The organism is Acidobacteriota bacterium, from assembly GCA_016196035.1.
Classification (GTDB): Bacteria; Acidobacteriota; Blastocatellia; order RBC074; family RBC074; genus JACPYM01.
The window spans coordinates 39,914-63,875 of the sequence record JACPYM010000022.1 but is presented as its reverse complement, the minus strand read 5'-3'; the positions used below and the strand labels follow the sequence as shown (position 1 = coordinate 63,875).

At 59.1% G+C, this 23,962-nt stretch carries 12 protein-coding genes and 1 pseudogene; 5 read left to right on the top strand and 8 right to left on the bottom strand.

The window, feature by feature from the left end:
* Window positions 1-14 precede the first annotated feature (14 nt).
* The 4 genes from HY011_07285 to HY011_07270 form a co-directional block, all read right to left on the bottom strand.
* Entirely contained in the window at window positions 15-1,217 is a 1,203-nt protein-coding gene (locus HY011_07285; GenBank protein MBI3422726.1) for a hydroxyacid dehydrogenase, read from the bottom strand.
* Between the two features lie 74 nt (window positions 1,218-1,291).
* Window positions 1,292-2,533, bottom strand: coding sequence for a DUF1015 domain-containing protein (locus tag HY011_07280; GenBank protein MBI3422725.1), 1,242 nt, complete (start codon window positions 2,531-2,533; stop codon window positions 1,292-1,294).
* Between the two features lie 414 nt (window positions 2,534-2,947).
* Window positions 2,948-5,809: a serine/threonine-protein kinase gene (locus tag HY011_07275; protein ID MBI3422724.1), complete on the bottom strand. Its 2,862-nt coding sequence runs from the start codon at window positions 5,807-5,809 to the stop codon at window positions 2,948-2,950.
* A gap of 9 nt (window positions 5,810-5,818) precedes the next feature.
* Window positions 5,819-6,400, bottom strand: coding sequence for a sigma-70 family RNA polymerase sigma factor (locus HY011_07270; GenBank protein ID MBI3422723.1), 582 nt, complete (start codon window positions 6,398-6,400; stop codon window positions 5,819-5,821).
* A 269-nt stretch (window positions 6,401-6,669) separates the two neighbouring features.
* On the opposite strand from HY011_07270, the gene HY011_07265 reads away from it, so the two are divergent.
* The 5 genes from HY011_07265 (at window position 6,670) to HY011_07245 (ending at window position 19,878) form a co-directional block, all read left to right on the top strand.
* Window positions 6,670-7,221: a hypothetical protein gene (locus HY011_07265; protein MBI3422722.1), complete on the top strand. Its 552-nt coding sequence runs from the start codon at window positions 6,670-6,672 to the stop codon at window positions 7,219-7,221.
* A 165-nt stretch (window positions 7,222-7,386) separates the two neighbouring features.
* Window positions 7,387-10,449, top strand: coding sequence for a hypothetical protein (locus HY011_07260; protein ID MBI3422721.1), 3,063 nt, complete (start codon window positions 7,387-7,389; stop codon window positions 10,447-10,449).
* Entirely contained in the window at window positions 10,439-11,095 is a 657-nt protein-coding gene (locus HY011_07255) for a response regulator transcription factor (GenBank protein MBI3422720.1), read from the top strand. The genes HY011_07260 and HY011_07255 overlap by 11 nt, the downstream gene beginning before the upstream one ends.
* Before the next feature lie 146 nt (window positions 11,096-11,241).
* Entirely contained in the window at window positions 11,242-11,601 is a 360-nt protein-coding gene (locus tag HY011_07250; GenBank protein ID MBI3422719.1) for a response regulator transcription factor, read from the top strand.
* A 66-nt stretch (window positions 11,602-11,667) separates the two neighbouring features.
* Entirely contained in the window at window positions 11,668-19,878 is an 8,211-nt protein-coding gene (locus tag HY011_07245; GenBank protein MBI3422718.1) for a putative Ig domain-containing protein, read from the top strand.
* Between the two features lie 102 nt (window positions 19,879-19,980).
* Here the strand turns inward: HY011_07245 and HY011_07240 are convergent, their stop codons facing one another.
* From HY011_07240 to HY011_07225, 4 genes and pseudogenes are all read right to left on the bottom strand, one after another.
* The gene (locus HY011_07240) at window positions 19,981-21,159 is read right to left on the bottom strand and encodes a redoxin domain-containing protein (GenBank protein ID MBI3422717.1); all 1,179 of its coding nucleotides are present in this window, start codon (window positions 21,157-21,159) and stop codon (window positions 19,981-19,983) included.
* Window positions 21,156-21,866 carry a Uma2 family endonuclease gene (locus HY011_07235; GenBank protein MBI3422716.1) on the bottom strand — a complete coding sequence of 237 codons (711 nt, stop codon included), beginning with the start codon at window positions 21,864-21,866 and terminating at the stop codon, window positions 21,156-21,158. The genes HY011_07240 and HY011_07235 overlap by 4 nt, the downstream gene beginning before the upstream one ends.
* Before the next feature lie 21 nt (window positions 21,867-21,887).
* Window positions 21,888-23,453 carry an L-glutamate gamma-semialdehyde dehydrogenase gene (gene pruA, locus HY011_07230; GenBank protein MBI3422715.1) on the bottom strand — a complete coding sequence of 522 codons (1,566 nt, stop codon included), beginning with the start codon at window positions 23,451-23,453 and terminating at the stop codon, window positions 21,888-21,890.
* Between the two features lie 34 nt (window positions 23,454-23,487).
* Window positions 23,488-23,736: pseudogene (locus HY011_07225) on the bottom strand (formylglycine-generating enzyme family protein).
* Window positions 23,737-23,962 lie beyond the last annotated feature (226 nt).

Sequence of the window (23,962 nt, the reverse complement as noted above, 5' to 3'; positions counted from 1 at the left end):
CTTCAGCATGTGGTTCAAAGAACAAGCAATGCTGTTTCAATAATATCCTCATTGCCGTCGCGCACCCGTTCCAGCGTGGCGTCGTGCAAGGGGCCATCCAATTCGATGCGGGCAATTGCGGCTTCCGCGCCCGCGAAGACGATGTTTTCCATGCGCTGGACGTTGATGTGCGCGGCGCGAATTTCGTTCAACACGTGAGCCAGCACGCCGGGGCGGTCGCGGTGGCGCACGACCAGCAAGTTGGTCGCGGGGGTGCTGTCAGCCAGGTTGACGACGTTGGGCACGCGGCCCGTTTCTTTGAACGCGCCGATGATGCGCACGGTTTCGGCGGCGATGGCCTCTTGCGCCTGTTCGGTCGAAGCGCCGATGTGGTGCGTGCCGTAAACATTCGGTAATTGCACGATGGGGTCGGTGAATGCGCCGGTTGCCCCGGCGGGTTCTGTGGCAAACACGTCCAATCCAACCCGCAGGCCCTTGTGTTTGATGGCGTTGGCGAGCGCGGTTTGGTCTACGACCTCGGCGCGCGAGGTGTTGATGAAATAGGCGCCTTGTTTCAGCACGTCGAACACCTCGGCATTGATGATGCCGCGCGTGTCGGGCGTCAGCGCCAGGTGCACGCTCAGGATGTCGCTGTCATCGGCGACCTCTGCGATGGTTTGGCGAAAGGTGATGCCCAGCAATTCGGCGGCTGCGGGCGTCAGGCTGCGACTCCAGCCGATGACGCGCAAGCCGAAGCCGCGTGCCCGCATGATCATCTCGCGTCCGATTTGGCCCAGTCCGATCAGGCCGATGGTTTTGCCATATAGGCCGCGCGCCTTGCCGTATTCGCCCTTGTTCCACTGGCCCGCGCGCAAATCGGCGACGTTGTCGGCGATGCGCCGATCCAGCGCCAGCAGCAGACCCATTGCCAGTTCGGCCACCGCAATCGAATTTTTGCCCGGACAGTTCGAGACGTAAATGCCGCGCGCCGAGGCTGCCTTCACGTCAATCGTGTTGAAGCCCGCGCCCGCGCGCACGACCAGGCTCAAACGCCCGGCGTCGAGCATGGCTTCGGTGACTTTGGTCGAACGCACGACCAGCACTTCGGCTTGCGATTCAGAAAGCGCATTGGCCAACCCCTCCTCTTTCAGTCCGGGGTTATAAATCACCGTACAGCCGAGAGCTTCCAAGCCATCCAGGCCGCTTTGCTCGAATCTATCTGCAATCAAAACTTTCATAGAGGTCAGGGAAGAGGGGGCAGAGGCTAGGGGTGGAACTCAAACAGCAGCCCCTAACCCCAAGCCCCTAGTCCCTATATCAAGTGACTCAACAAACCATCGCGCAGCTTCGGTTCAAACCAGGTGGATTTGGGCGGCATGATTTCGCCCGCGTCCGAGACGTTCATCAGGTCGTCCAGCGTGGTCGGGAAAAGCGAGAAGGCGACGGCAGCTTGGCCTTCGTTGACGAGGCGTTCCAGCTCGGCGGCGCCGCGAATGCCGCCGATGAAGTCTATACGTTTGTCGGTGCGCGGGTCTTGCACGGCCAGCACCGGCGCCAGCAAATGATTTTGCAGCACGCTCACATCCAGTTGGTCAGTAATGTCGAACGAACGTGTGATGTCATTACGCAACTTCAACCCATACCAGCGCCCGTTTAAGTACATCGCAAAGCGCGCCTGTTTGGCGGGCACGGGCGTGGCGTCCGGCGTGATCTCAAAGCTCCCGGCGACTTCATTCAAAAACTCTTGCACCGAATAGCTATTCAAATCTTTGACCGCGCGGTTATACGCCAGAATCTGCAACTGGTCGGCAGGGAAGAGCACGCATTGGAAAAAGTTGTATTCCTCTTGTCCGTTGTGTTGCGGATTCTGTTGTTTCAATTCTTCGCGCGCGCGGCTGGCACTTTTGGCGCGGTGATGACCGTCGGCGATGTAAAGCTTGGGGACTTCGGCAAAGGCGTTGACGAAGGCCGCATTCTGTTCGACCGGCACCAGCCAGATCGTATGGGCGACGCCATCCGCCGCGACGAAATCAAAGAGTGGCGCACTGGCCGTGCTGGCTTCGGTCAACGTGTTCACTGTCGCATCGGCGCGATAAGTGGTGAAGACGGGGCCAGTTTGCGCGCGCAAGGTGAGGATGTGGCGCGTGCGGTCATCCTCTTTGTCTTTGCGGGTGCGTTCGTGTTTCAGAATGATGTCGCTGTCGTATTCATCCACCGCGCAGCAGGCGACCAGACCCGTTTGTGTGCGCTCGCCCATCTTCAAGCGGTAAATGTAAAAGCTCGGCTCGGCTTCGGTGATGAGCGGCGCTTGTTCGATCAACCGTTGAAAGTTGCTGGCAGCGCGGGCGTAAACCGCGTCGGCGTATACATCCATACCATTGGGGCCTGCCGACAATTCGATTTCAGGACGCGAGACCCGCAGGAAGCTGAGCGGATTGTCGCTCGCCAGATGGAGCGCCTCTTCAATGTTGACGACATCGTAAGGGACGGCGGAAACCTGCGCCGCCTGGGCCGGATGCGGGCGTAACGCGCGAAAGGGTTTGACGATTGCCACGGGTGACGAACTCCTTTAGAGGATAAAAGCGGATGCGTAGGAAGCCGGATGATACAACACGGAAGGCGGGAGTGGAAAAGCAGCGCCACATTGGTTGGTTTGAAGCGCAGGGCTTTTGCAAAGTCGCCAGCGAGAGCGCTCGAACGGTTTGGCTGACTCCCGAATCCTGACGCCCGATTCCTGACAAATTGACAATCAGCCGGTATTTTTAGTTTATCAGGAATCAGGAACCGGGAATCGGGACTCAGCCAGAGGTCTTTGGCGGATGTTTTGAGGGCTTTGCAACCCTGGTTTGAAGCGCAAGTGCGGGCCAGCGGCTTTTGTGTTCGTGACAAGCTGGCGCGCGCTGACAATCCAATCACGATTGCGGCGCAACTGGCGCGCTGTCCGGAGGCTCTGGTTGGTGGCGCATCGTTATTTGGGAGCAGGTGTTTCTGTGAGCGCCGCCAGCCAGATGTCGGCTTCGCTGGTATCCACGCTCAGGCTGATGAATCGGTTATCTTTGGAGACAGAGATAAATTTCAGCAGCCGCGGCGCAACGGAGAGGACTTCGATGATTTGCCGGGTCTGGGTGTCGAGCAGGTTGAGTTTGTCTGTGGCGATAAAGAGCGCATGACGATTGTCATTGAGCCAGATGGGGAGGTAGCCGGCATCGGCCAGCCGTTCATATTGCTGCGTGGCGAACGTGTAAGTAAAAATGCCGTTGCGATAGCCGATCAACTTCCGTCCGTCGGCTGACCAGGATGAAACCAAAAAATTTTCCGGGAAGCCTTTGGCCGGGAGCGCTTGCGGTGTTTGCTGTGCCCAGGGAATCGCCGGGTCCATCAGAAACGGTGGTTGATTTTGCAAGCTGCACAGAATGGTGCGTCCGTCGGGTGACCATTGCGGCATTTGAATCTGTGACCCGGTTGTAAAGGTCAATTGCTTGGCATCGCTGCCGTCCGCGTTAATCTGCCACAGCTCATAGCGGCCCGTGCGATCCGTGAAAAAGAGGATGTGCCTGCCATCCGGCGACCAGCGCGGCGCACGCTCCTTGAACGGGTCGTTCGTCAATTGGCGCAAACCGCTGCCATCACGGCGGACGATGAAGAGGTCTTCCTGCCGATTGCCCAGTGAATCAAAGACGAGCCATTGCTGATCCGGCGAAACATGCTGTTGCGTGGCGATGCGCGCGCCGCGCGTGATCCATTGCGGCGTCCCGCCGACGCGCAGCTTCACGGGGTCAAAAGCCACTTCCTGCAAATTGACTTGATAGTTCGATTCCACATAAACCAGATGCCGGCCATCGCGCGCAAAGCTGATGAAGCCGCTATAGGTGGCAGGCGTCGTCACCGGTTCGGGCGCGTCCTGCACTTGGCCGGTCGGTTCGTCTAGTGGCACGCGCCACAGATTCATGCTGCCGCCACGGTCACTGGCAAAGTAAAGATAACGGCCATCGGGCGACCAGACCGGATTCCAATTGACCGAACCATCATTGGTCACTTGCACAGGCACGCCACCCGCTGCGGGAACCGTCCAAATGTCGCGCTGGCCGCCGCGATGAATCCCCCAGTACGCGATGCGCTGACCGTGTGGCGACCAGTTGGGCTGCACGGCGTCACCCTCAATCAACTGGCGGGTCGTGCCTGTCTGCACATTGAGGACGTGCAACGCACTGGGCGGCGCACTGCGATTATTAGGCACATCGGTGAAATAGCCGGTGGCATACACAATCTCGTTGCCTGCGGGCGACCAGGCAGGATTGAATCCCTGATGGGTCAGCCGTCGCAGGTTCTCACCGGTCGCACCCATCAAAAAGATGCCGCCGCCGTCGCGTTCCGAGCGAAACGCGATTTGTTCACCATCGGGCGAAAATGCGGGTTGCGTGTCTTCCGCGATGCAATCGCGCGTCAGGTTGAGTGCCGTCGCGCCGCCCACACGTTGCAACCAGATGTCGCGGTTGCCAGACTCGTCACCGACAAACAGGAGTTGTTTGCCATCCGGGGAAAGGCTGGGATAAAGCTCCTGCCCGGCTTGCGCAGTCAGGCGGGTAAAGGAAATTGGCGGGCGCGTAGCAGTGCTGCGCACCTCAAGCTTGCCGCGTTGCCACCACCGCCCAGCCACACCCAAGCCCATGAGCACCACGAGCGCCGCCGCAATTTTCAGCAGTCCGAACTTTTTGGTTGTGCGCGGCGCGCGAGGCTGTGCGCTCGAGGTGTTGACGGCGATGGTGTTTGCATCGGAATTGCGTTTGAGCGCGAGTAAGGCCGCTTTCAAATCCGCCGCCGTCTGATACCGCAACTCGCGCTCTTTCTCTAACGCACGCTTGAGAATCCATTCCAGTTCGGCGGACAAATGAGGCTGCGATTGCCGCAAAGACGCAGGCGGCTGGCGCAAGAGCGCGTCATAAACCGCTGCCTCGCTGGCGCCGGTGAAAGGATGCGCCCCGGTCAGCAATTCATACAACACCACGCCCAGGCTGAATAAATCTGTGCGCGCGTCCAACGGTTGGCCCAGCGCCTGCTCCGGCGACATATAACTCACCGTCCCCATCACCTTGCCGGGGTCAGTCAGGGCTGGCGAGTGCGCTTTCTCGGTCAATTTGGCCAGGCCGAAATCAAGCAGTTTCACGTACCCGTCGGGGCGGCGCATGATGTTTTCGGGTTTGATGTCGCGGTGAATAATCCCGGCTTGATGCGCCGCCGCCAGTGCATCGGCCAATTGCACGCCGATTTCGATGACTGGTGAGACGGGCAGCGGCCCGCTTTGCAAAAGCTGGCGCAGCGTTTGGCCTTCGACAAACTCGGTGGCGAGGTAATGCAAGCTGCCTTGCCCCGTGGCCGTCTGGCCGAAATCATAAATCGTCAGGATGTTTGGATGATTGAGCGCCGAGGCGGCTTGTGCTTCCTGTTCAAAGCGGCTGACCCGCTCGCTGTCCTGCGTGAACGCGGCGGGCAACAGTTTGAGCGCGACCTTGCGTTTGAGGCGCGTGTCTTCGGCCAAATAAACTTCGCCCATACCACCCGCGCCCAAACGCGACAGCACTTGATAATTGCCCAGCCGCTCGCCCGCGAGTGAACGCTGTTCGCGCGCAAATAGCTTGGCGGCGACTTCCAGCGCAGGCTTGTCAATCAAACTGTTTGCTTGCGCGTCCGCCGCCAGCAGCGCTTCGATTTCGCCGCGTAAGTCGTCATCGCCGGCGCAGGCTTGTGACAGGAAAGCGGCGCGCTGGCTGGCGTTCAATTCCAGCGCGGCCTGACAGAGGCGGGTGATTTCCAAATACCGTTCGGGAGTCATTATCTCGCATCAGGCACGCGACAATTCGCGCTGCAACCAGGCCCGCGCCATGCGCCAATCGCTGCGCACGGTGCGTTCCGAGACTTGTAACACCTCGGCGATTTCCACTTCACCCAAGCCGCCGAAGAAGCGCAATTCGACGATCTGACTGTGCCGCGGATTGAGCGTGGCCAGCAAATTCAGCGCGTCATCCAGCGCGACCAGATCGGCGCTAGGGACTTGGGCAATGTCCAGGCCTTGATTCGGTGTATCTTCCAAACCAATGACTGAAACCCCGCCGCCGCGTTTCTGGCTGTCGCGTTGGCGGGCGAAATCCACCAGAATCTGGCGCATCAGCCGCGCCGAGACGCCAAAGAAATGCGCGCGATTCTGCCAATCTACCTGTTGCGCATCTACCAGCCGCAAGTACGCTTCGTTGACCAACGCTGATGTTTGCAGGCTGTAGTCGTGCTGTTCACGCGCCAGATGCCGGTGCGCCAGCCGGTGCAATTCCTGATAGACGAGTGGCGTCAACTTTTCCAAGGCTGCCGCGTCGCCGCCATTCCAGGCGCGCAACAGTTGCGTGATCTCTTGTGGAGAAGTGAAAGCCATCGCTTGTTTCGGGATTGTGGGGATTGCGTGGCGGAGTATAGCAGAGCCAACCCGGGTACGCACCGCTGCCAGCGTGCGGTCTTGGCGTGAGAGCAATTGATGCCGGAGGGATTCCTTTCAGCCTCTAGCGGTCTTGCGCCAAGTCTGCACGCCCACTGCTGTGAAGACGCGGGCGTACCCAGGAAGCAGCCAAACTAAATTTTCTTTCCCCACGAAATTTTTTCTACCGGTTTTGCCGCCGCGTGCCGCACGAGCCAGGGCCCGTTCGCGTGCTGGCGGAACAATCCGTCGCGCCGTTGGTGCGGGAATTGGGCGAGCAGGTTGAGTTTTGGCCGAATTACATCGCGGGCGAAGAGCGCCGCGCCGGGCGCGTCGTTTTCAACAGCTTGCACGGCCAGCCGGAAATTGACGAAGACATTCGGCAACTCGTCGTGGCGCGCGACTATCCCGACCAGCATCGCGCTTATCTGGCGGCGCGGGCTGAAAATTATCGTGATGACAACTGGCAAGCCGCCGCGGCCCAAGCGGGTATTGACGCACAGGCGTTCAGCCGTGCGACCGCGCAGCAGGCAAGCCAGGAACTGTTTCGGGCGAATATCAAACAGGCGCGGACTTGGGCCTCGGCGCCTCGCCAACGCTGCCGCTTGACGGAGAGAAATTCACGGGCGAAATCATCGAAGCCGCCTTGGCGGTTCCTTGATCAAGCGGCGCTGGGGGATTATGACGAGGACGGGCTGGCCGATGTGACGGTGTGGTGGGCCGCCACCAGCACATGGTTCATTCAGTGCTCAAGCGACGGCCTGCGATTGAGCCGACCCTAGCGAACAGTCGGGTGGCCGGCCTGCGGGGCCACACTGAAAGCACGGAGCCAAATCACGTTTGCTAAGGGCAGGTCATTGTCGGCCTGCCCGTTTTGTTTTAGAGTGCCGCCGGTTTTCCCACCCCCTCTATCCGTTTGTTTTCTCTCAAGCGCAAGGTGTTATTTGGTGACTGCACGAGCAGGTCTAACCCGGTTTTATTGTTTGCTCTGGCTCTGGCTGTTCAGCACGGCGGTCCAGGCGCAATATCGCTTCGATCATTGGACGGCGGACAACGGCTTGCCGCAAAACTCGGTGCGCGACATTGTGCAAACGCGCGATGGCTATCTCTGGTTCACGACGTTTGACGGGCTGGTGCGCTTTGATGGCGTGCGCTTTACCGTCTTCAACAAAAGCAATGCGCCGGGCATTCTCAGCAACCGGTTCAATTGGCTTTACGAAGATGGTTTCGGCGATTTATGGGCCAGCACAGAGGATAGCGGCATCACGCGCCTCCATCAGGGGCGCTTCAGCACCTACACGACTGCGAATGGATTGCCGGGCAATACCGTTGGGGTCATCGGAGGCGATGGCCAGGGGAATCTGATTGTCATTTATGTGCAAATGATTCTGCGTTGGGTAGATCAAAAATTTGTCCCGACAACGGTTACTCCAGCGAGCGCTCTCAATGGAATGTCGAGCGCGCATTTAGATGACGCGAAACGCTTGCCGTGTTTCTCAAAGGTTCACAATGAAGTGACGTTCTTTCTCAACGGACAGGAACGCACCTGGCTGCTACCGCAGAATGGCAAGGATCACTTCAATAGTGTCACGCCAATGCGGGATCGCCAGGGTGACATCTGGTTTTATTCACGGGATAAAGGCTTGATCCGTATTGATGCGCAAAATCGCATCAAAATTTTCGACCAGCAGGATGGCTTGTTAGGCAATAAATCGGTGCTGGTCTACGGGCAATTCCCGCTCAAAGCGTTTTCGCTGGGGAACAACAACAGCCTCTGGCTCACCGAGCTGGAATCACGCGCAAGCCAATTGGTCGCGCCGCAAATGCCGGAAGGCTTCGACAATTTGGCGGACATCATCGTGGCGTTTGCTGATCGTGAAGGCAATTACTGGATCGGAACAGCGCACAACGGTTTGTACCGCGTGCGGCGACAATCGGTGCTGACCTACGCCAAAGCACAAGGTTTGACGGGGACTGAAGTCTATCCGATTTACGAAGCTGCCGATGGCGCAATCTGGATTGGAACGGCGGCAAACGGGCTTTTCCAGTTCAAGGATCAGACTTTCAAAAACATTGCGACGGGCACGGAGCAGTTTGGGAATACGGTGTCATCGTTGTATCAGGATCGCGCGGGGAATTTGTGGATGGGCGGGATTGATAAGGTTTCGCGCTTGGTCGCGGGACGAGTGGAAACGGTCAGCCCGAAAATTACGCCGCCTGTATTGCGAACTTATTGGACGATATACGAAGACACCGGCGGCGCGTTTTGGTTCGGCGCGATGGAAGGTGTGTTGCGTTATGAAAACGGCGTGACAACGCACTTCACCACCAAAGATGGGCTGGCAGGCAACGACACAAAGGTCGTCATCCCTGATGGCGCGGGTGGTCTTTGGTTTGGCAGCTATGGTGGTTTGACGCATTACAAAGACGGGCAATTCAAAGCCTGGACAGCGCAGGATGGTTTGCCCAGCAATACGGTGCGGGCGCTCTATCAAGACCGCGACGGTGTGTTGTGGATTGGCACGTATGATGGCGGCTTGGGGCGCTTCAAGGACGGGAAATTCACGTCTTACTTGCCGCGTGAAGGGCTATTTGATAGCGGCGTTTTTCAAATTCTGGAAGATGATTACGGCTGGTTTTGGATGAGCTGTAATCGCGGCATCTATCGTGTGCGCAAACAGGAACTGAATGATTTCGCAGCGGGCAAAATCAAGACGATCAGTTCGATCGCCTACGGCAAAAGCGACGGCTTGCTGAATGTCGAATGCAACGGCGGACGCTGGCCCGCAGGCATCAAAGCACGCGATGGCAAACTGTGGTTCCCGACGATGGAGGGCGTGGCCGTGATTGATCCGGCGACCGTCAACCAAAACCCGCAGCCGCCGCCTGTGTTGATCGAAGCCTTCAATGTTGACCGCAAGCCGCTCGCCTTTGAGCGTGAAGTGCAACTCAAACCTGGACAAGAGAACTTCGAGGTCGAATACACCGCACTGAGTTTTATCAACTCAGAACATCTGCAATTCCGCTATCAACTCGTCGGCCTCGATCAGGATTGGGTGAACGCGGGCACGCGGCGCACGGCCTATTATCCGCATGTGCCGCCGGGCAATTACACCTTCAAGGTGATTGCGGCGAACAGCGACGGCTTGTGGAATCAGACGGGGCAGCAATTGCTCATTAAAGTGCTGCCGCCGTTTTATCGCACGTGGTGGTTCATCACGCTGATCGGATTGGGCGTAGCCGCCGGGATCGCTGGCTTGGTCAGGTTCCGTCTGAACCAATTGGATAATGCGCGTGTCGCGCAAGAGCGGTTCTCACGTCAATTGCTCGCTTCGCAGGAACAGGAGCGTCAACGCATCGCGGCCGAATTGCACGACAGCCTGGGTCAGAGTTTGTTGATCATCAAGAATCGCGCGTATCTGGCGCTCACTGGCATCGAGGATGCTGAAAACACAGTGGAGCAATTGGAAGAGATTACCAACTCCGCCACGCACGCTATTGAAGAGGCGCGCACGATTGCCTATAACCTGCGCCCCTTTCAGATTGATCGCTTTGGGTTGACGAAAACCTTGCAGGCCATTTGTCAGCAGGCCGAGCAGTCGTCGGGGATTGCATTTGTCACCGAACTGGATCCGCTTGACGGATTGTTTGCCAAAGAAGCGGAAATCAATCTTTATCGCATCGTGCAAGAGAGCATCAACAACATCATCAAACATTCGCGCGCCACCGCCGCGCGCTTGACGATTCGCCAGCAGGGGCAGCAATTGCAGCTAGTGATTCACGACAACGGACAGGGCTTTGAGATTGTGGAGGGCGGAACGCGGAAGGTGGAGGTTGGAAACCAGCAAGTCAACGGTGCGCCAAATCCACAAGCTGGGGGCTTCGGCTTAATCGGGATGGCCGAGCGGGCGCGGATGTTGGGCGGAACGTACACGCTGCAATCCGCCGCCGGGGCGGGCACGACGATCAAAATTACGTTGACGCTGACAGGAGAAAAACATGAATCGTGAAATTCGTTTGTTGGTAGCCGATGACCACCCGATCTTTCGCCAGGGACTAAAGCAGGTCATCGAGCGCGACGCGCAATTAAAAGTCGTTGCGGAAGCCGACGATGGCGAAGCGGCGCTGGTGTTGCTGCGCGATTGCCAGGCGGAAATCGCGATTCTCGATCTGGACATGCCGCGTCTGGATGGCTTCGGCGTCGCGCGCCGCTTGCGCGAAACACGCTCGCCCGTCAAAGTCATTTTCCTGACCATGCACAAAGACGCGCTGCATTTTAACGAAGCGTTGGAAGTCGGCGCGCTGGGTTATCTGATCAAAGATTCCGTCGCCGCCGATGTGGTCAATTGCATTCGTTCGGTAGCCAGCGGGCAGCCTTACATCAGTCCTGCACTGAGTGGCCTGTTGCTCGAACGCAGTCGCCGCAACGCTGCGCTGACGCAAGAACAGCCGGGCTTGCAGACGTTGACCGCCACCGAACGCTGCGTGCTGGCGCTGCTGGCTGAATACAAAACCAGCAAAGAAATCGCCAACGACCTGGGCGTCAGCACCCGCACCATCGAAAATCATCGCGCCAACATCTGCGTCAAACTCGAATTGCACGGCGCGCACGCGCTGGTCAAATTCGCCTTGCAACATAAAGCCGAACTCAGCTAAGCCAGCGCTTTCGGTGCCGCTCTCAGCCGCCGCGTCTGAGTAGAACTACCTAGAAAATTGAGTACAGCTACTCAGCCAAATTGAGCAGTTCTCGCTATTCAAAACCCCGCCCGTTTTTCGCACAATCACCGCCGAGGAAAACAGCAATGGCAAAGGTCTTGATCGTAGATGACAACCCGGAAATGCGCCGCTTGATTCGTGCAATGGTGGGCAAGCTGGGCGAGGTCGTCTATGAATGCAGCGATGGCGCACAGGCGCTCGCGGCCTATCAAACGCATCAACCCGATTTCGTGCTGATGGACATCGAGATGAAAGTGCTGGATGGGATTAGTGCGACCCGGCAATTGCTGGCTGCCTTTCCGCAAGCACGCGTCATTATCGTAACCAATTACGATCAGCCGATTCTGCACGAATCGGCCCGCGCGGCGGGCGCTTGCGGCTACGTGCTGAAAGAGAATCTGGCCGAAATCAGACGGCTGCTTCAATCAACTGAAGCTCAAACGTAATAACCAACGGCAAAACTCAAACAACGAATAACGCAGGTGGGCAACCATCAAGCAGAGGATACGTGTATGCAACGACGAATGACGACCCTATTGTTGACGCTCACGGGAGTGTTTGGCTTGGCGCTCTGGAGCAGCTCTGCCCAAGTGCGGACGGGGCAAGCTTCAAGGTTTAATTGGATAGACAAGATAAATCTGCCAGCCGCGCACTCCGAGCTAGCCACAGTGGCGCTGCTTGCCAATACCATCACGGTAACGACCAACACGGACGGCGGTGGCAGTTGCCCCGGCGGAAATTGCACGTTGCGGCAAGCCATTTTTAGCGCGCAATCGGGCGACACGATTGCTTTTGATGCGACGTTCTTCGCCCAGCCGCGCACCATCACTCTCAGCGGGGCGGAACTTCTCATCAACAAAAACCTGACGATCACGGGGACGGGTGCGAACAAGTTGACGCTTACCGGTAATCAGGCGAGCCGCGTTTTCACCATTAGTTCGGGGGCGACGGTCGCCTTGAGCGGAATGACGATCAGCGGCGGAAACGGCGCAGGCAGTCTCGCCAATGGCGCGGGCGGCGGCATTTACAATGAAGGCGTGCTGACCGTGACCGGTTGTCACCTCACCGCCAACACCGGCGCTCCCGGCGGTGGGATCAATAATCAAGGCACAGTGGCGCTGCTCGGCAGCACGCTCTCGAATAACAGAGGGAATGGCTCCACTGGCGGCGGCGGCATTTACAATGCTGGCGCGCTGAGCGTCACCAACTCAACCATCAGCGGCAATCAAGCGGATAACAGCCTGGCCGGTGGCGGCATCGCGACGACGTCCGGCACGGTCACGCTGACCAACAGCACCATCGTGACGAATGCCGGCAACCTCGTTTGCTCTGGCGGGACAGTCCGGGTGCGCAATACGATCATCGCGGCCAATGCCACAGGCAGCGAAGACCTTTGGGACCTCACGCATAGTATTGTTTCAGATGGCTACAACCTGATCGGCAATCCGAATTTCGCAGCGAGTTTCACTGCCGCCAAGAATGATCTGACGGGTAGTAACGATGGATCGTCGGTGCTCGACCCGCGCATTTATCCGCTTGGCGATTACGGCGGAACCACGCCAACGCACGCGCTCAGACCCAATTCGTTGGCGCTTGACTGGTTGCGTTTGAGTGCCAATGGCAATGGCGCTCCCGCGACCGACCAGCGTGGTTTCACCCGCCCATTCGGAGCGGGGGCGGACATCGGCGCTTTCGAATTTCTGCCGATGGTGTCCAACGCCAACGACAGCGGCCCGGGCAGTCTGCGGCAAGCCGTGGCAGATTCAGCGGTTGATGGATATGTCTTCTTTGATCCGGATTTCTTCGCTGCTGCGCCGCGCACAATCGCGTTAACAAGCGGCGAAATCGTCTTGAGCAAGAATCTGACGCTGGCTGGTCTGGGCAATCCCAACATCTCCGGCAACAATACAAGCCGCGTCTTCAGCATCAACCCAAGTGTGACGGCCAGCCTGAACGGACTGACCGTCAGCGGCGGAAACGGCGTGGGCAGCGCCAACAGCGGTCAGGGCGGCGGCATTCTGAACCGCAGCACTTTGACGCTGACCAATTGTTATCTCACGGGCAACACCGCCAGCACTGGTGGCGGCATTGCCAATCGAGGCTCGCTGACGATTCTCAATAGCACGATTGCGAATAACGCGGCCAATGGCAGTGATGCAGGCGGCGGGATTGAAAACGATACGTTAATGACTGTCACCAATTCGACCATCAGCGGCAATCGCGCAACCAGCAACAGCGGCGCCAACGGAGGGGGCATCCGATCAAATTTCTCGGTGAACCTCACCCACTGCACGATTACGGACAACGCGGCTGCCGGGGCAAGCAGTGCCAGCGGGCTGCTGAATGCCGGCGGGCTGATGTTGGTGCGCAATACGATCATCGCCGCGAACCAAAATAATTCCACCATTCCGGATCTGCGCGATCCCGGTGGCGCTCCGGCTCCATCAGGTGGGTTCAACCTGATTGGCAATCCCGGCAACGTGACGGCGTTCAATTACACGGGCGATCAGACTGGGAATAGCACGGCTCCGCTCGACCCTAAACTCGGCCCATTGCAATCCAACGGCGGCATTACGCTGAACAAGACGCCGCTGCCTGGTAGCCCCGCGCTTGACCGTGGCTATAGCTTCGGCTCAATCACGGATCAACGCGGACGCCAGCGGGCTTACGATAATCCGACTGTCCCCAATGCTTCAGGCGGTGACGGCTCCGACATCGGAGCGGTTGAGACGAGGTTGTTGACCGTCACCAAAACCGCTGACACCAATGATGGCGCGTGTGACGGCGATTGCTCGCTACGCGAAGCGATTGCTGCTGCTGCCGCGGGCGATGCGATTCAGTTCTCCGCGCTCTTTAACACACCGCAGACGATCACGCTTGGCGGGTCAGAGCTATCCATCCAGACAACGCTGATGGTGATGGGGCCGGGCGCCGACAAGCTGACCGTCTCAGGCAATCGGGCAAGCATTGTCTTTTGGATCAGAGCTGGCGTGACAAGTTTGAGCGGGATGACGATCAGCGGCGGCAGCACCGGTTTTCAGGGTGGAGGCATTTGGAACCAGAGCAATTTGACGGTGACCAACTGCCACATCACCGGGAATCGAGCGGCTCTGGGCGGAGGCATCTACAACAGTGCCGTGGTGACCCTGGATGGCAGCACGGTCTCGAATAACACCGCTTATGGCAACCACACGGCTGGCGGGATTCAAAACGAGGGCACGTTGAGCCTCACCAACTCGACGATCAGCGGCAACCAGGTTTTATTGAACGGCAACAACGGTGACGGCATCCGGTCGAATGGCACAGCGACCATCACAAACAGCACGATCACCGACAATTTGAATGCCAGCGGGAATTGCTGCGCGAGCGGCATCTATGTGACGGGCGGAACGATGGCCGTGCGCAACACGATCATCGCCGCCAATCGGAACAATGCCGCGCTGCCGGATGTGGCCGACAGTAACGGCACGGGCTTCAGCTCCGGCGGTTACAATCTGATTGGCAATCGCGGCAACGTGACGGCTTTCAACCAGGTCAACGATCAGACCGGCAATAGCGCTGCGCCGCTCAATCCACAACTCGCGCCCTTGGCGCTGAATGGCGGCACAACGCCGACACACGCTTTACTGACTGGCAGCCCTGCGCTCGATAAAGGCAACAGCTTCGGCTCAACCACGGATCAACGCGGCGTGGCGCGCCCGTTTGATCTTTCCGGCAGCGCGCCAGCGACAGGCGGAGATAACGCGGACATCGGCGCGTTTGAACTCAACGGCGCCAGCCACCTCCCACTGCTCGTCAACGCGCAGCCCGGTCTGACACGACAGCAAAGCTCGGCCTCCAATTCGGTCATCGCCCTGGTGAACGCCTTCGAAAGCGGCGCGCAAGGCGTGACAGTCACCGTGACGAGCGCTAATCCCTCCAACGGAGTGACCGTCTCGAATATCGTCAGAACAGGCGACACCGTCACGGCTGACCTTGTGGCAGCCTGCGGGGCAGCGAACGCCAGCTTTACGTTGACCGCGCAGGACAACGCCGGGCACGCCGCTACGGCGATCTTAAGCGTCGGCGTGACGGCCAACACCGCGCCCACCTTGAGCTATAACAATCCTCCGCTGTTGCTCACCGGCACCGGCACGACGCTCAATCCGGCGACCGGCCCCGGCGATAATGGCTCTGTCGTTTCCATCGTCGTGCAAAGCAGCGGCACTTTCACCGGCACGGCTGCCGTTAATAACACCACCGGCATCGTGACGCTTGGCAACGCCAACAGTGGCACTCACACGATCACGATTCGCGCTACCGACAACTGCGGTGCCACGACCGATGCGACCTTCCAAGTGAGCGCATGTCCAAGTCGCACGGTGACGAATACCAATGGCAGCGGCGCGGGAAGCTTGCGGCAGGCGATTGCCGATGTCTGTCCGGGCGGCACGATCAACTTCGACCCGGCATATTTCAATCAGCCACGCATCATCGCGCTCGGCGGGGCTGAGCTGGTGATTGCCAAGGACCTGACGATCATTGGTCCAGGCGCAGACAAGCTGACGATCTCCGGCAATCACGCCAGTCGCGTTTTGAACATTCCTTATAACTATCCGGCAGCTTACACGGTAAGCATCAGCGGCGTGACGCTAACCGATGGCAACGCCGACAGCGGCGGCGCGATCTTCCAGGAATTTGGCACGCTCAGTCTCGACGATTGTGTGATCGCCAATAACACTGCCGGTTCAGCCGGTGGCGGAATAGAGTCGGCGGGCACAGTGAATCTCACGAACAGCGTGATCACCAACAACACAGCGCAGGCGACCGGGGGCGGGATTCACAGTAACGGCACGCTCACCGTGCAGCGCAGCACGATCTCGAACAATACGGCGGCGGGCAGCGTTGCGGGCGGCGGGATTGACGGTTATTCGTTGAGCCTGATTAACTCAACTGTCAGCGGCAATCGTGTGACTGGCAGCGGCGACACCAATGCTGGCGGGATCCTCGCCCAAATTGACCTCACGATCACCCATAGCACGATTACCAACAACGTGGCGGTCGGAGCAGGCAGTGCGGGTGGCGTGCTGTTTTACTTGGAGAGCGCGACGGTGCGCAATTCGATTATTGCCGGCAACCAGAACAACACCGTCATCCCGGACATCGCCGATGGGAATGGAGGAATCAGCTCGCAGGGCTACAACCTCATTGGCAATCGCGGTTCCGTGACCGCCTTCAATCAACCGGGCGATCAGACCGGCACCGCTGCTGCGCCACTCAATCCGCAACTCGGCCCATTGCAAAACAACGGCGGATTCACGCCAACGCACGCATTGCTGACAGGCAGCCCGGCGCTGGATCAAGGCAAGAGCTTCAATGTGACGACTGACCAACGCGGACAAACGCGGCCCTTCGATCAACCGGGAACTGCCAATGCTAACAGTGGTGACGGCAGCGACATCGGCGCGGTGGAAATGCAAGCGCTGCCCGCACCTTGCCCAACTCTCACGCTCAGCCCCGGCGCATTGTCGGCGGGGTTGCCGGGCGTGCCGTATACGCAGACCTTCACGGCCAGCGGCGGCAGCGGCCCGTACAGCTTTACTGTCAGTGGCACATTGCCGCCAGGACTGACGCTCACGAATGGCACGTTGCAGGGGACGCCGAGCACTGCGGGCACGTTCAATTTCACGCTCACGGCCACCGACGCCAATCACTGCACAGGCATGCAAAGTTATGCGCTGACGATCAATTGCCTGAACGTCATTGTCAGTCCCGCCTCTTTGCCGGGCGGCTTAATCGGCGCGGCGTACAGTCAGCAACTCACGGCGGCTTACGACGAATTGCCCGCCAGGCCGGCGAGGTTCGCCAGCACCACGGGTTTCACGTTCAGCCTGCTCAGTGGGACGCTGCCACAGGGCCTGACGCTGACCGCGGATGGATTGTTGGCGGGCACGTTGACGACAACCGGTGCGTTCAACTTTACGGTCAAAGCCACCGACGGCAGCAACGGCTGTGCGGGCACGCAAGCGTACTCGCTGACGATCACTTGCCCGACGCTCACGCTTAGTCCGGCGACGCTGCCCAATCCGCAACCCGGCGTCGCTTACAACCAGACCCTCTCGGTGCAGCCGGCAGGCGGCTCGTACAGCTTCACCATCAGCAGCGGCACCTTGCCACAAGGTTTGAGTTTGTCGGCGGCAGGCGCGCTCACGGGCACGACGACACAAACCGGCACCTTTAACTTCCGCTTCACCGTCACGAGCTTCGGCGGACAATGCAGTGGCTTCCGCGATTACCAATTAACGGTCGGGTGCCCGGTCATTACGTTGAGCGATGTGTTGACGAATGCGCAACCCGGCGCAGCCTACAACCAAACGATCAACGTGACACCGAGCGGCAGCTACACTTTCAGTCTGGCGGGCGGCGGCTTGCCGTCCGGGGTGACGATCAACGCGCAAACGGGGGCTTTGACTGGCACGCTCCAACAAGCAGGCACGTTTAATTTCACCATCAAAGCGCTCAATACCAATGGTTGCCAAGGCACGCGGGCTTATACCGTGGCCGTCAACTGCCCGAGCTTCACGCTCTCTTCTCTGCCCAACGGAGTGGCAGGTGTGCCCTACAACCAAACGCTGACCGTGACACCCAGCGGCACTTACAGCTACGCACTGGCGGGCGGCACGCTGCCGTCAGGATTGAGCTTGGGCAACGACGGCTCGTTGACCGGCACACCCTCAGCGGCGGGCAGTTTCAACTTCACGGTCAAGGCTCAGTCCGCCAACGGTTGTCTGGCGACACAGGCCTATGCGGTGTCTATCAGTTGTCCAACTATCACGATCAATCCGGCGAGTTTGCCGGGTGGGGTGGTGGGCACGGCCTACAGTCAAACCGTCAGCGCGAGTCCGGCGGGGAGTTCTAGCTACAGCGTGAGCAGCGGAGCCTTGCCAACGGGGTTGACGCTCAATGCGGCGACGGGCGTCATCAGCGGCGTGCCCAGTACAGGCGGCACGTTCAGCTTCCGCGTGGCGGCGGCGGCGGGGAGTTGCAGCGGCGCGCGCGATTACACGGTTGTGATGGCCTGTGCCGGGCTGACCATCACCACGGCGACTTTGCCAGCGGGCACGGCGGGCACGGCGTATGCACAAACCATCGGCGTGTCGCCTGCGGACAGTTATAGCTTTGCACTGTTGACCGGCAGCTTGCCGAGCGGCCTGACGCTCAACGCGGTGACGGGCGTGCTGGGCGGCTTGCCGAGTGTGACTGGCAGTTACAACTTCACGCTCAAAGCGCAAACCGCCAATGGCTGCGCGGCGACGCAAAGCTACACGCTGGTGGTGGGCTGTCCTTCCATCACGCTGGCCGCGTTGCCGCCGCCGGTGTTGAACACGGCTTACGATCAAACCGTCAGCGTGTTGCCGTCCGGTGGTGGCTACAGCTTCGCTGTGACGGCGGGCGCGTTGCCCGCAGGCTTGGCGTTGAATGCGGCGACCGGCGTCATCAGCGGCATGCCGACGATCTCCAGCGGTGGGGGGGCGTACAACTTCACGCTCACGGCGGCGAGTTTTGGCGCGTGCACGGGCAGCCGTCTTTATAGCGGCACGATCGTGGGCAGCACGTGTCCGATGATCACCTTGCCCGCGTCGCTGCCGAACGGTCAACCGGGGCAGCTCTACAGCCAAGCGGTCGCGGCTACGCCGAGCGGGAGTTACAGCTACGCCATGACGGCGGGCGCGTTGCCCGCAGGGCTGACGTTTATCGCGGCGGCGGGCTTGCTGTATGGCTATCCGGCGGCGGCGGGCGCGTTCAACTTCACCATTAAAGCAACGGATGCGAACAACTGCTCGGGCCAGCGCGCTTACACGCTGAACATCGGTAGCGCGGCGGCGGCGCTGGCGTTGCAGGCGGACTATGACGGCGATGGCAAGGCCGATCCGACGCTCTGGTCCGCCAATGAGGGCGTCTGGCGCATTCTCAAGAGCACCACGCAACAGGCCGTGAATCAGACTTGGGGGACCGCAGGCGACGTGACGTTGCTCGGTGATTACGACGGCGATGGCAAAACCGATCTGGCGGTTTTCCGTCCGGCGGACGCCACGTTCTATGTCAAACGCAGCAGCGACGGCGGCTTCCTCATCAAGCAATGGGGTTTGGCGACGGACGTGCCGGTGCCGGGCGATTACGATGGCGACGGCAAGACGGACATCGCGGTTTGGCGGGGTTCAACCGGCGTCTGGTACATCCTCTATTCAGGGCGCAGTTCGGATGGGATGGTTGATGCGGTGACCTGGGGCGCGAGCGCCGCGCCATACAACGATGTGCCGGTGCCGGGCGATTACGACGGCGATGGTAAGTCGGACGTGGCCGTCTTCCGCCGTGGCACCGGGACGTGGTTGGTGAAGCGCAGCAGTGACGGCCAATACCTCGTCAAGCAGTGGGGCTTGGGCACGGATGTGCCAGTGGCGAATGACTACGATGGTGATGGTAAAACGGACTTGGCGGTCTGGCGCGGCACCAATGGCACTTGGTATATCTGGCAAAGCGCGACGAATGATTACCGCGTCACGCTTTGGGGGATGGCGGGCGATCAAACGGCCGCAGGTGATTATGACGGTGATGGCAAGGCGGACATCGCAGTGTGGCGCGGCGGCGAAGCCAATTGGTATATCGCCTGTAGCCGCGACAGCAGCCTGCGCCAGCTTGGGCAAGGGCGTAGCGGGGACACGCCTGTTTCGCCCAAGTTGTAAACATCCTGGGCACCGCCCGCTGAAACAAGAAGCCGTCCGGAGTAAAGAACTCCGGACGGCTTCTTCGTTTACAAACGCGCGGCGGCGTGGCGTTGTGCTGGCTTACTTCAAAGCTTGTTCAACCGTGTTGACGAGTAGGTCGCGATCAATGATGCCGAAGCGCGACAGAATCAGCTTGCCCTGTTTGTCGTAAATGAACGTCGCGGGCAAGACGCCGGGCCAGTCTTTGTTGATCAGGTCAATCATCTGTTGCGGATCGTCGGTGTCTTGCACATAGACGGGAAAGGTCATGCCTTTCTCTTTGACGAAGCGCGTCACCAGTGTTTTCAGGTCGGTCGTATCGTCGGCGCTGATGGCGAGGACTTGCACGCCTTTGCCGCGATAGTCCGCATCCAGCTTGATGAATTCGGGCATCTCGGCCACACAGGGCGCGCACCACGTCGCCCAGAAATTCAGCACGATGACTTTGCCTTTGTACGAGTCGCGCAGCTTGGGGAACGCCGCGGGTTTGAGCAGGGCGATGTTTGAAGCCGCGCCTGTGCTGGCGCTTTTGGCTTTGGGCATGGGCTTTTTCGCCGTCGGGCTGGTGCGGCGTTGTAGCGCGAATGTATTGGCATATGCGGGAACGAAGGATGCCAGACTGTTGGAGGGGCTCAGACTGACCCGGTCGCTACCGCTCCCGGTACCGTATCGCACGGCTTGTTGCTCGCGTTTGATAATGCAGCCAAGCGCCTTAGCTTCGGGGACGCTGACCGGCTTACCCGCCAGCAATTCATTTAACGCATTGCGCAGGTCGTGCGTTTTGACGTGAACCAACAGGTGATGGTTATCAATGCGTCCGTGATACCGCAGTATGCCTTGCGCATCCACGACAAAGATTTCGGGCGTGCGTTCCGCGCCATAAGCATCAGCAATTTTGTTGCCTTTGTCTTTTAAGATAGGGAACTGGAAGCCCTGCTTTTCAGCGTGCGCCTTGATCTCGGCGACGTCCTCATTCGCGCTGGAGTTGATCGCCAGGAAGCTCACGTTCTGTTGCGCATAATCAGCCGCCAACGCGCGGATACGGTCGTTATAGGCGTTGGAAATTGGGCATTGTACGCTGAGAAAGGCGATGACCGTGATCTTGCCGCGCTGGTCTTTGAGCACGTGCTTGGCGCCGATCAGGTCTTTGAGCGTGAAGTCAGGCGCAGGTTGGCCGATGGTCAGCGTCGTCGTCGCGTGAGCTGTGCCTGTCATCAGCCAAAGTATGGCCATCAAAAACACGGTGGAAATTGCTTTCATTTCTTTTTGCTCCTTTTCTGGCTCCTGCTGGTTTTTGCCGCTGGTTTTTGCTTCCTGGTGCGCGGCTGTTTTTTTGGTACGACTTGTAACTTGGGCGTGGGTGGCGGTGGAAATGTTACGCGCTCGTAAACATCGGCCAAGCTCAAACTGCACTTGATGGATTCGATGACGCAACCCGCTTCCAACCCGCGATAAACACGATAGCGCCAACTGCCGTCAGCCTGGCGCGTGTAATGCTCGATCTTCGGCGCGTTCTGCGCGACCAGCAGGTAATCCTGCAAAGATGGATTCCAGCGGTCGTAACGCTCGAATTTGATGTCCCGGTCAAACTCTTCGGTCGAAGGCGAAAGCACCTCGAAGATCACGACTGGGTTGATCACGATGTCGCGAAATTCATCGTGATATTGAATGGGATCGCAGACCACGAAAACATCGGAGTATGAGAACAAACCTTTGCTGCTGCGCGGCGAGAGTGGCAACGGCCCGCTGCGCACTTTGGTGTTAGCGATGCGGCCACGGCAAGGCGTGCCGCGGAGTTGCGTATAAAGTAAACCACTCAGACTTGCGCAAATGTCAGCGTGTTCTTCGCCCTCACCCGCCATCTTGTAGATGTAGCCGTCGAGGTACTCGTGGCGCTCCTCGGCAGCGCGTTCAAAGTCCAGATACTCTTCGATAGAGTAAACCGTTGGTGCAAATGCTAGAGACATCGTTCATCTCACTTGCTTAGCTTACAGTTTCTCGGCCACCGACTTCGCCTGCAAAAACAAGCCTAGGTAATCGCGCCCGCCCGCCTTGCTATCCGTGCCCGATAGATTGAAGCCGCCAAACGGATGCACATCCACCAGCGCGCCCGTGCATTTACGGTTGATGTACAGGTTGCCGACGTGGAAGTCGCGCTTGGCTTGTTCGATGCGTGCGCGGTTCGACGAATAGAACGCGCCCGTCAAGCCATAGATCGTGTTATTCGCGATGTTTATTCCCTCCTGCCAGTCGCCCGCTTTGAGGCAGGCCAGCACGGGGCCAAAGATTTCTTCCTGTGAGAGGCGCGCCTGCGGATCAACTTCGCCAAAGACGGTCGGCGGGATGAAGTAGCCTTCGCCTGCGCGTTCGTGTTGCCCGCCACCCGCGAGCAGGCGGCCCTCGTTCTTGCCGACTTCGATGTAGCCGGACACTTTCTCAAACGCCTTCTTGCTCGACACGGGGCCGGTGTAATTGCCGACGTCTTTGACCGGGCCGACTTTGAGTTGGCTGGCGAGCGCGGCGACTTTGTTGACGACTTGATCGTAAACCGAATCCACGATCACGGCGCGCGAACAGGCCGAACATTTCTGACCGGAAAAACCGAAAGCCGCAGCGACGATACCTTGCGCGGCTTCATCCAGATTGGCGGTTTCATCCACGACGATGGTGTCTTTGCCGCCCATCTCGGCGACGACGCGCTTGATCCAGCGCTGGCCGGGTTGTGTTTGGGCGGCGAGTTCATTGATGCGCAAGCCGACCGCCATCGAACCGGTGAAGGAGATAAAGCGCGTTTGCGGATGCTTGACCAGATACTCGCCCACGGTCGGGCCATCGGCGGGGAGGAAGTTGACGACGCCGGGCGGCAGGCCAATGGATTCCAGCAACTCGACAAACTTGGCCGCGATGATCGGCGTGTCATCCGAAGGCTTGAGCACGACTGTGTTGCCTGTGACGATGGCCGCGCCGGTCATCCCGGCCATGATCGCCAGCGGGAAATTCCACGGTGGAATGATGATGCCGACGCCGAGCGGCAGGTATTTCACCTCGTTGACTTCGTGCGGCAGTGGCGAAGGCGTCAACGGTTGCGGCGCATCGTATTTCAACGCTTGGCGCGCGTAGAAATCGAGGAAGTCTATTGCTTCGCCTGTGTCGGCTTCGGCTTCGAGCCATGATTTGCCGGCTTCCAGCACCATCCACGCGTTGAATTCATCTTTGCGCTGGCGCAGCTTGGCTGCCGCTTGAAACAGGAAGTTCGCGCGGTGTTCGGCGCTGACGTGTTGCCAGCTTTTGAACGCAGCCCAAGCGGCGGCGATGGCCTGATCGGCGTGCGCTTGCGTAGCGTGATGGACGCGGCCAACGACTTGCTCGAATTGCGACGGATTGACCGACGCGAGCAGGTCGCCGGTTTCAATGTGGTGACCGCCGATGACGAGCGGGTAGCTGCGGCCCAGTTGCGCTTCGACCAGGGCCAGCCCGTTGAGCATGGCCTGGGCGTTCTGTTCGTCAGAAAAATCGCGGTACGTCTCGTTTTTGAAGGTTGGTAAGTTCAGCATAAATAGGAATCCTATTGAAAAAAGATGAAGAGCGTCATTTCGTCCGGCGCAAGAGCCGGAAGCCAATCACCGCCGTGCGTAAGGTGGGCAAATCAAAGCCGCGGATCGTCGCGCGGCACATGCGCGCCGGGATTTGCCAACTGCCCCCCCGGTTGACCCGGTATTCGCCTTTGGGCGCACCCGGCGGATCGGTGGCCGTGCCGGTGCGGTAATAATTTACGTCATACCAATCGGCGCACCACTCCCACACATTGCCGTGCATATCGTAAAGACCCCAGGCGTTGGACTGCTTTTCGCCGCCGGGATGCGTGCGCCGTTGCGCGTTGACGACGAACCAGCCGAGCTTGAGCAACGGCTCATAATAGGCGGGCGTTTCAAAGTATTTTTCGCGCGCCAGTTCAGCCGGAGACTTGGGCGATTGCAGAATGGTGTCGTTCGGATTCTGGCGTTGCGGCGCAGGGAATTTTACTTTCGGCTTGATCGCGCGTTTTTCTTTTTCACGTTCACGT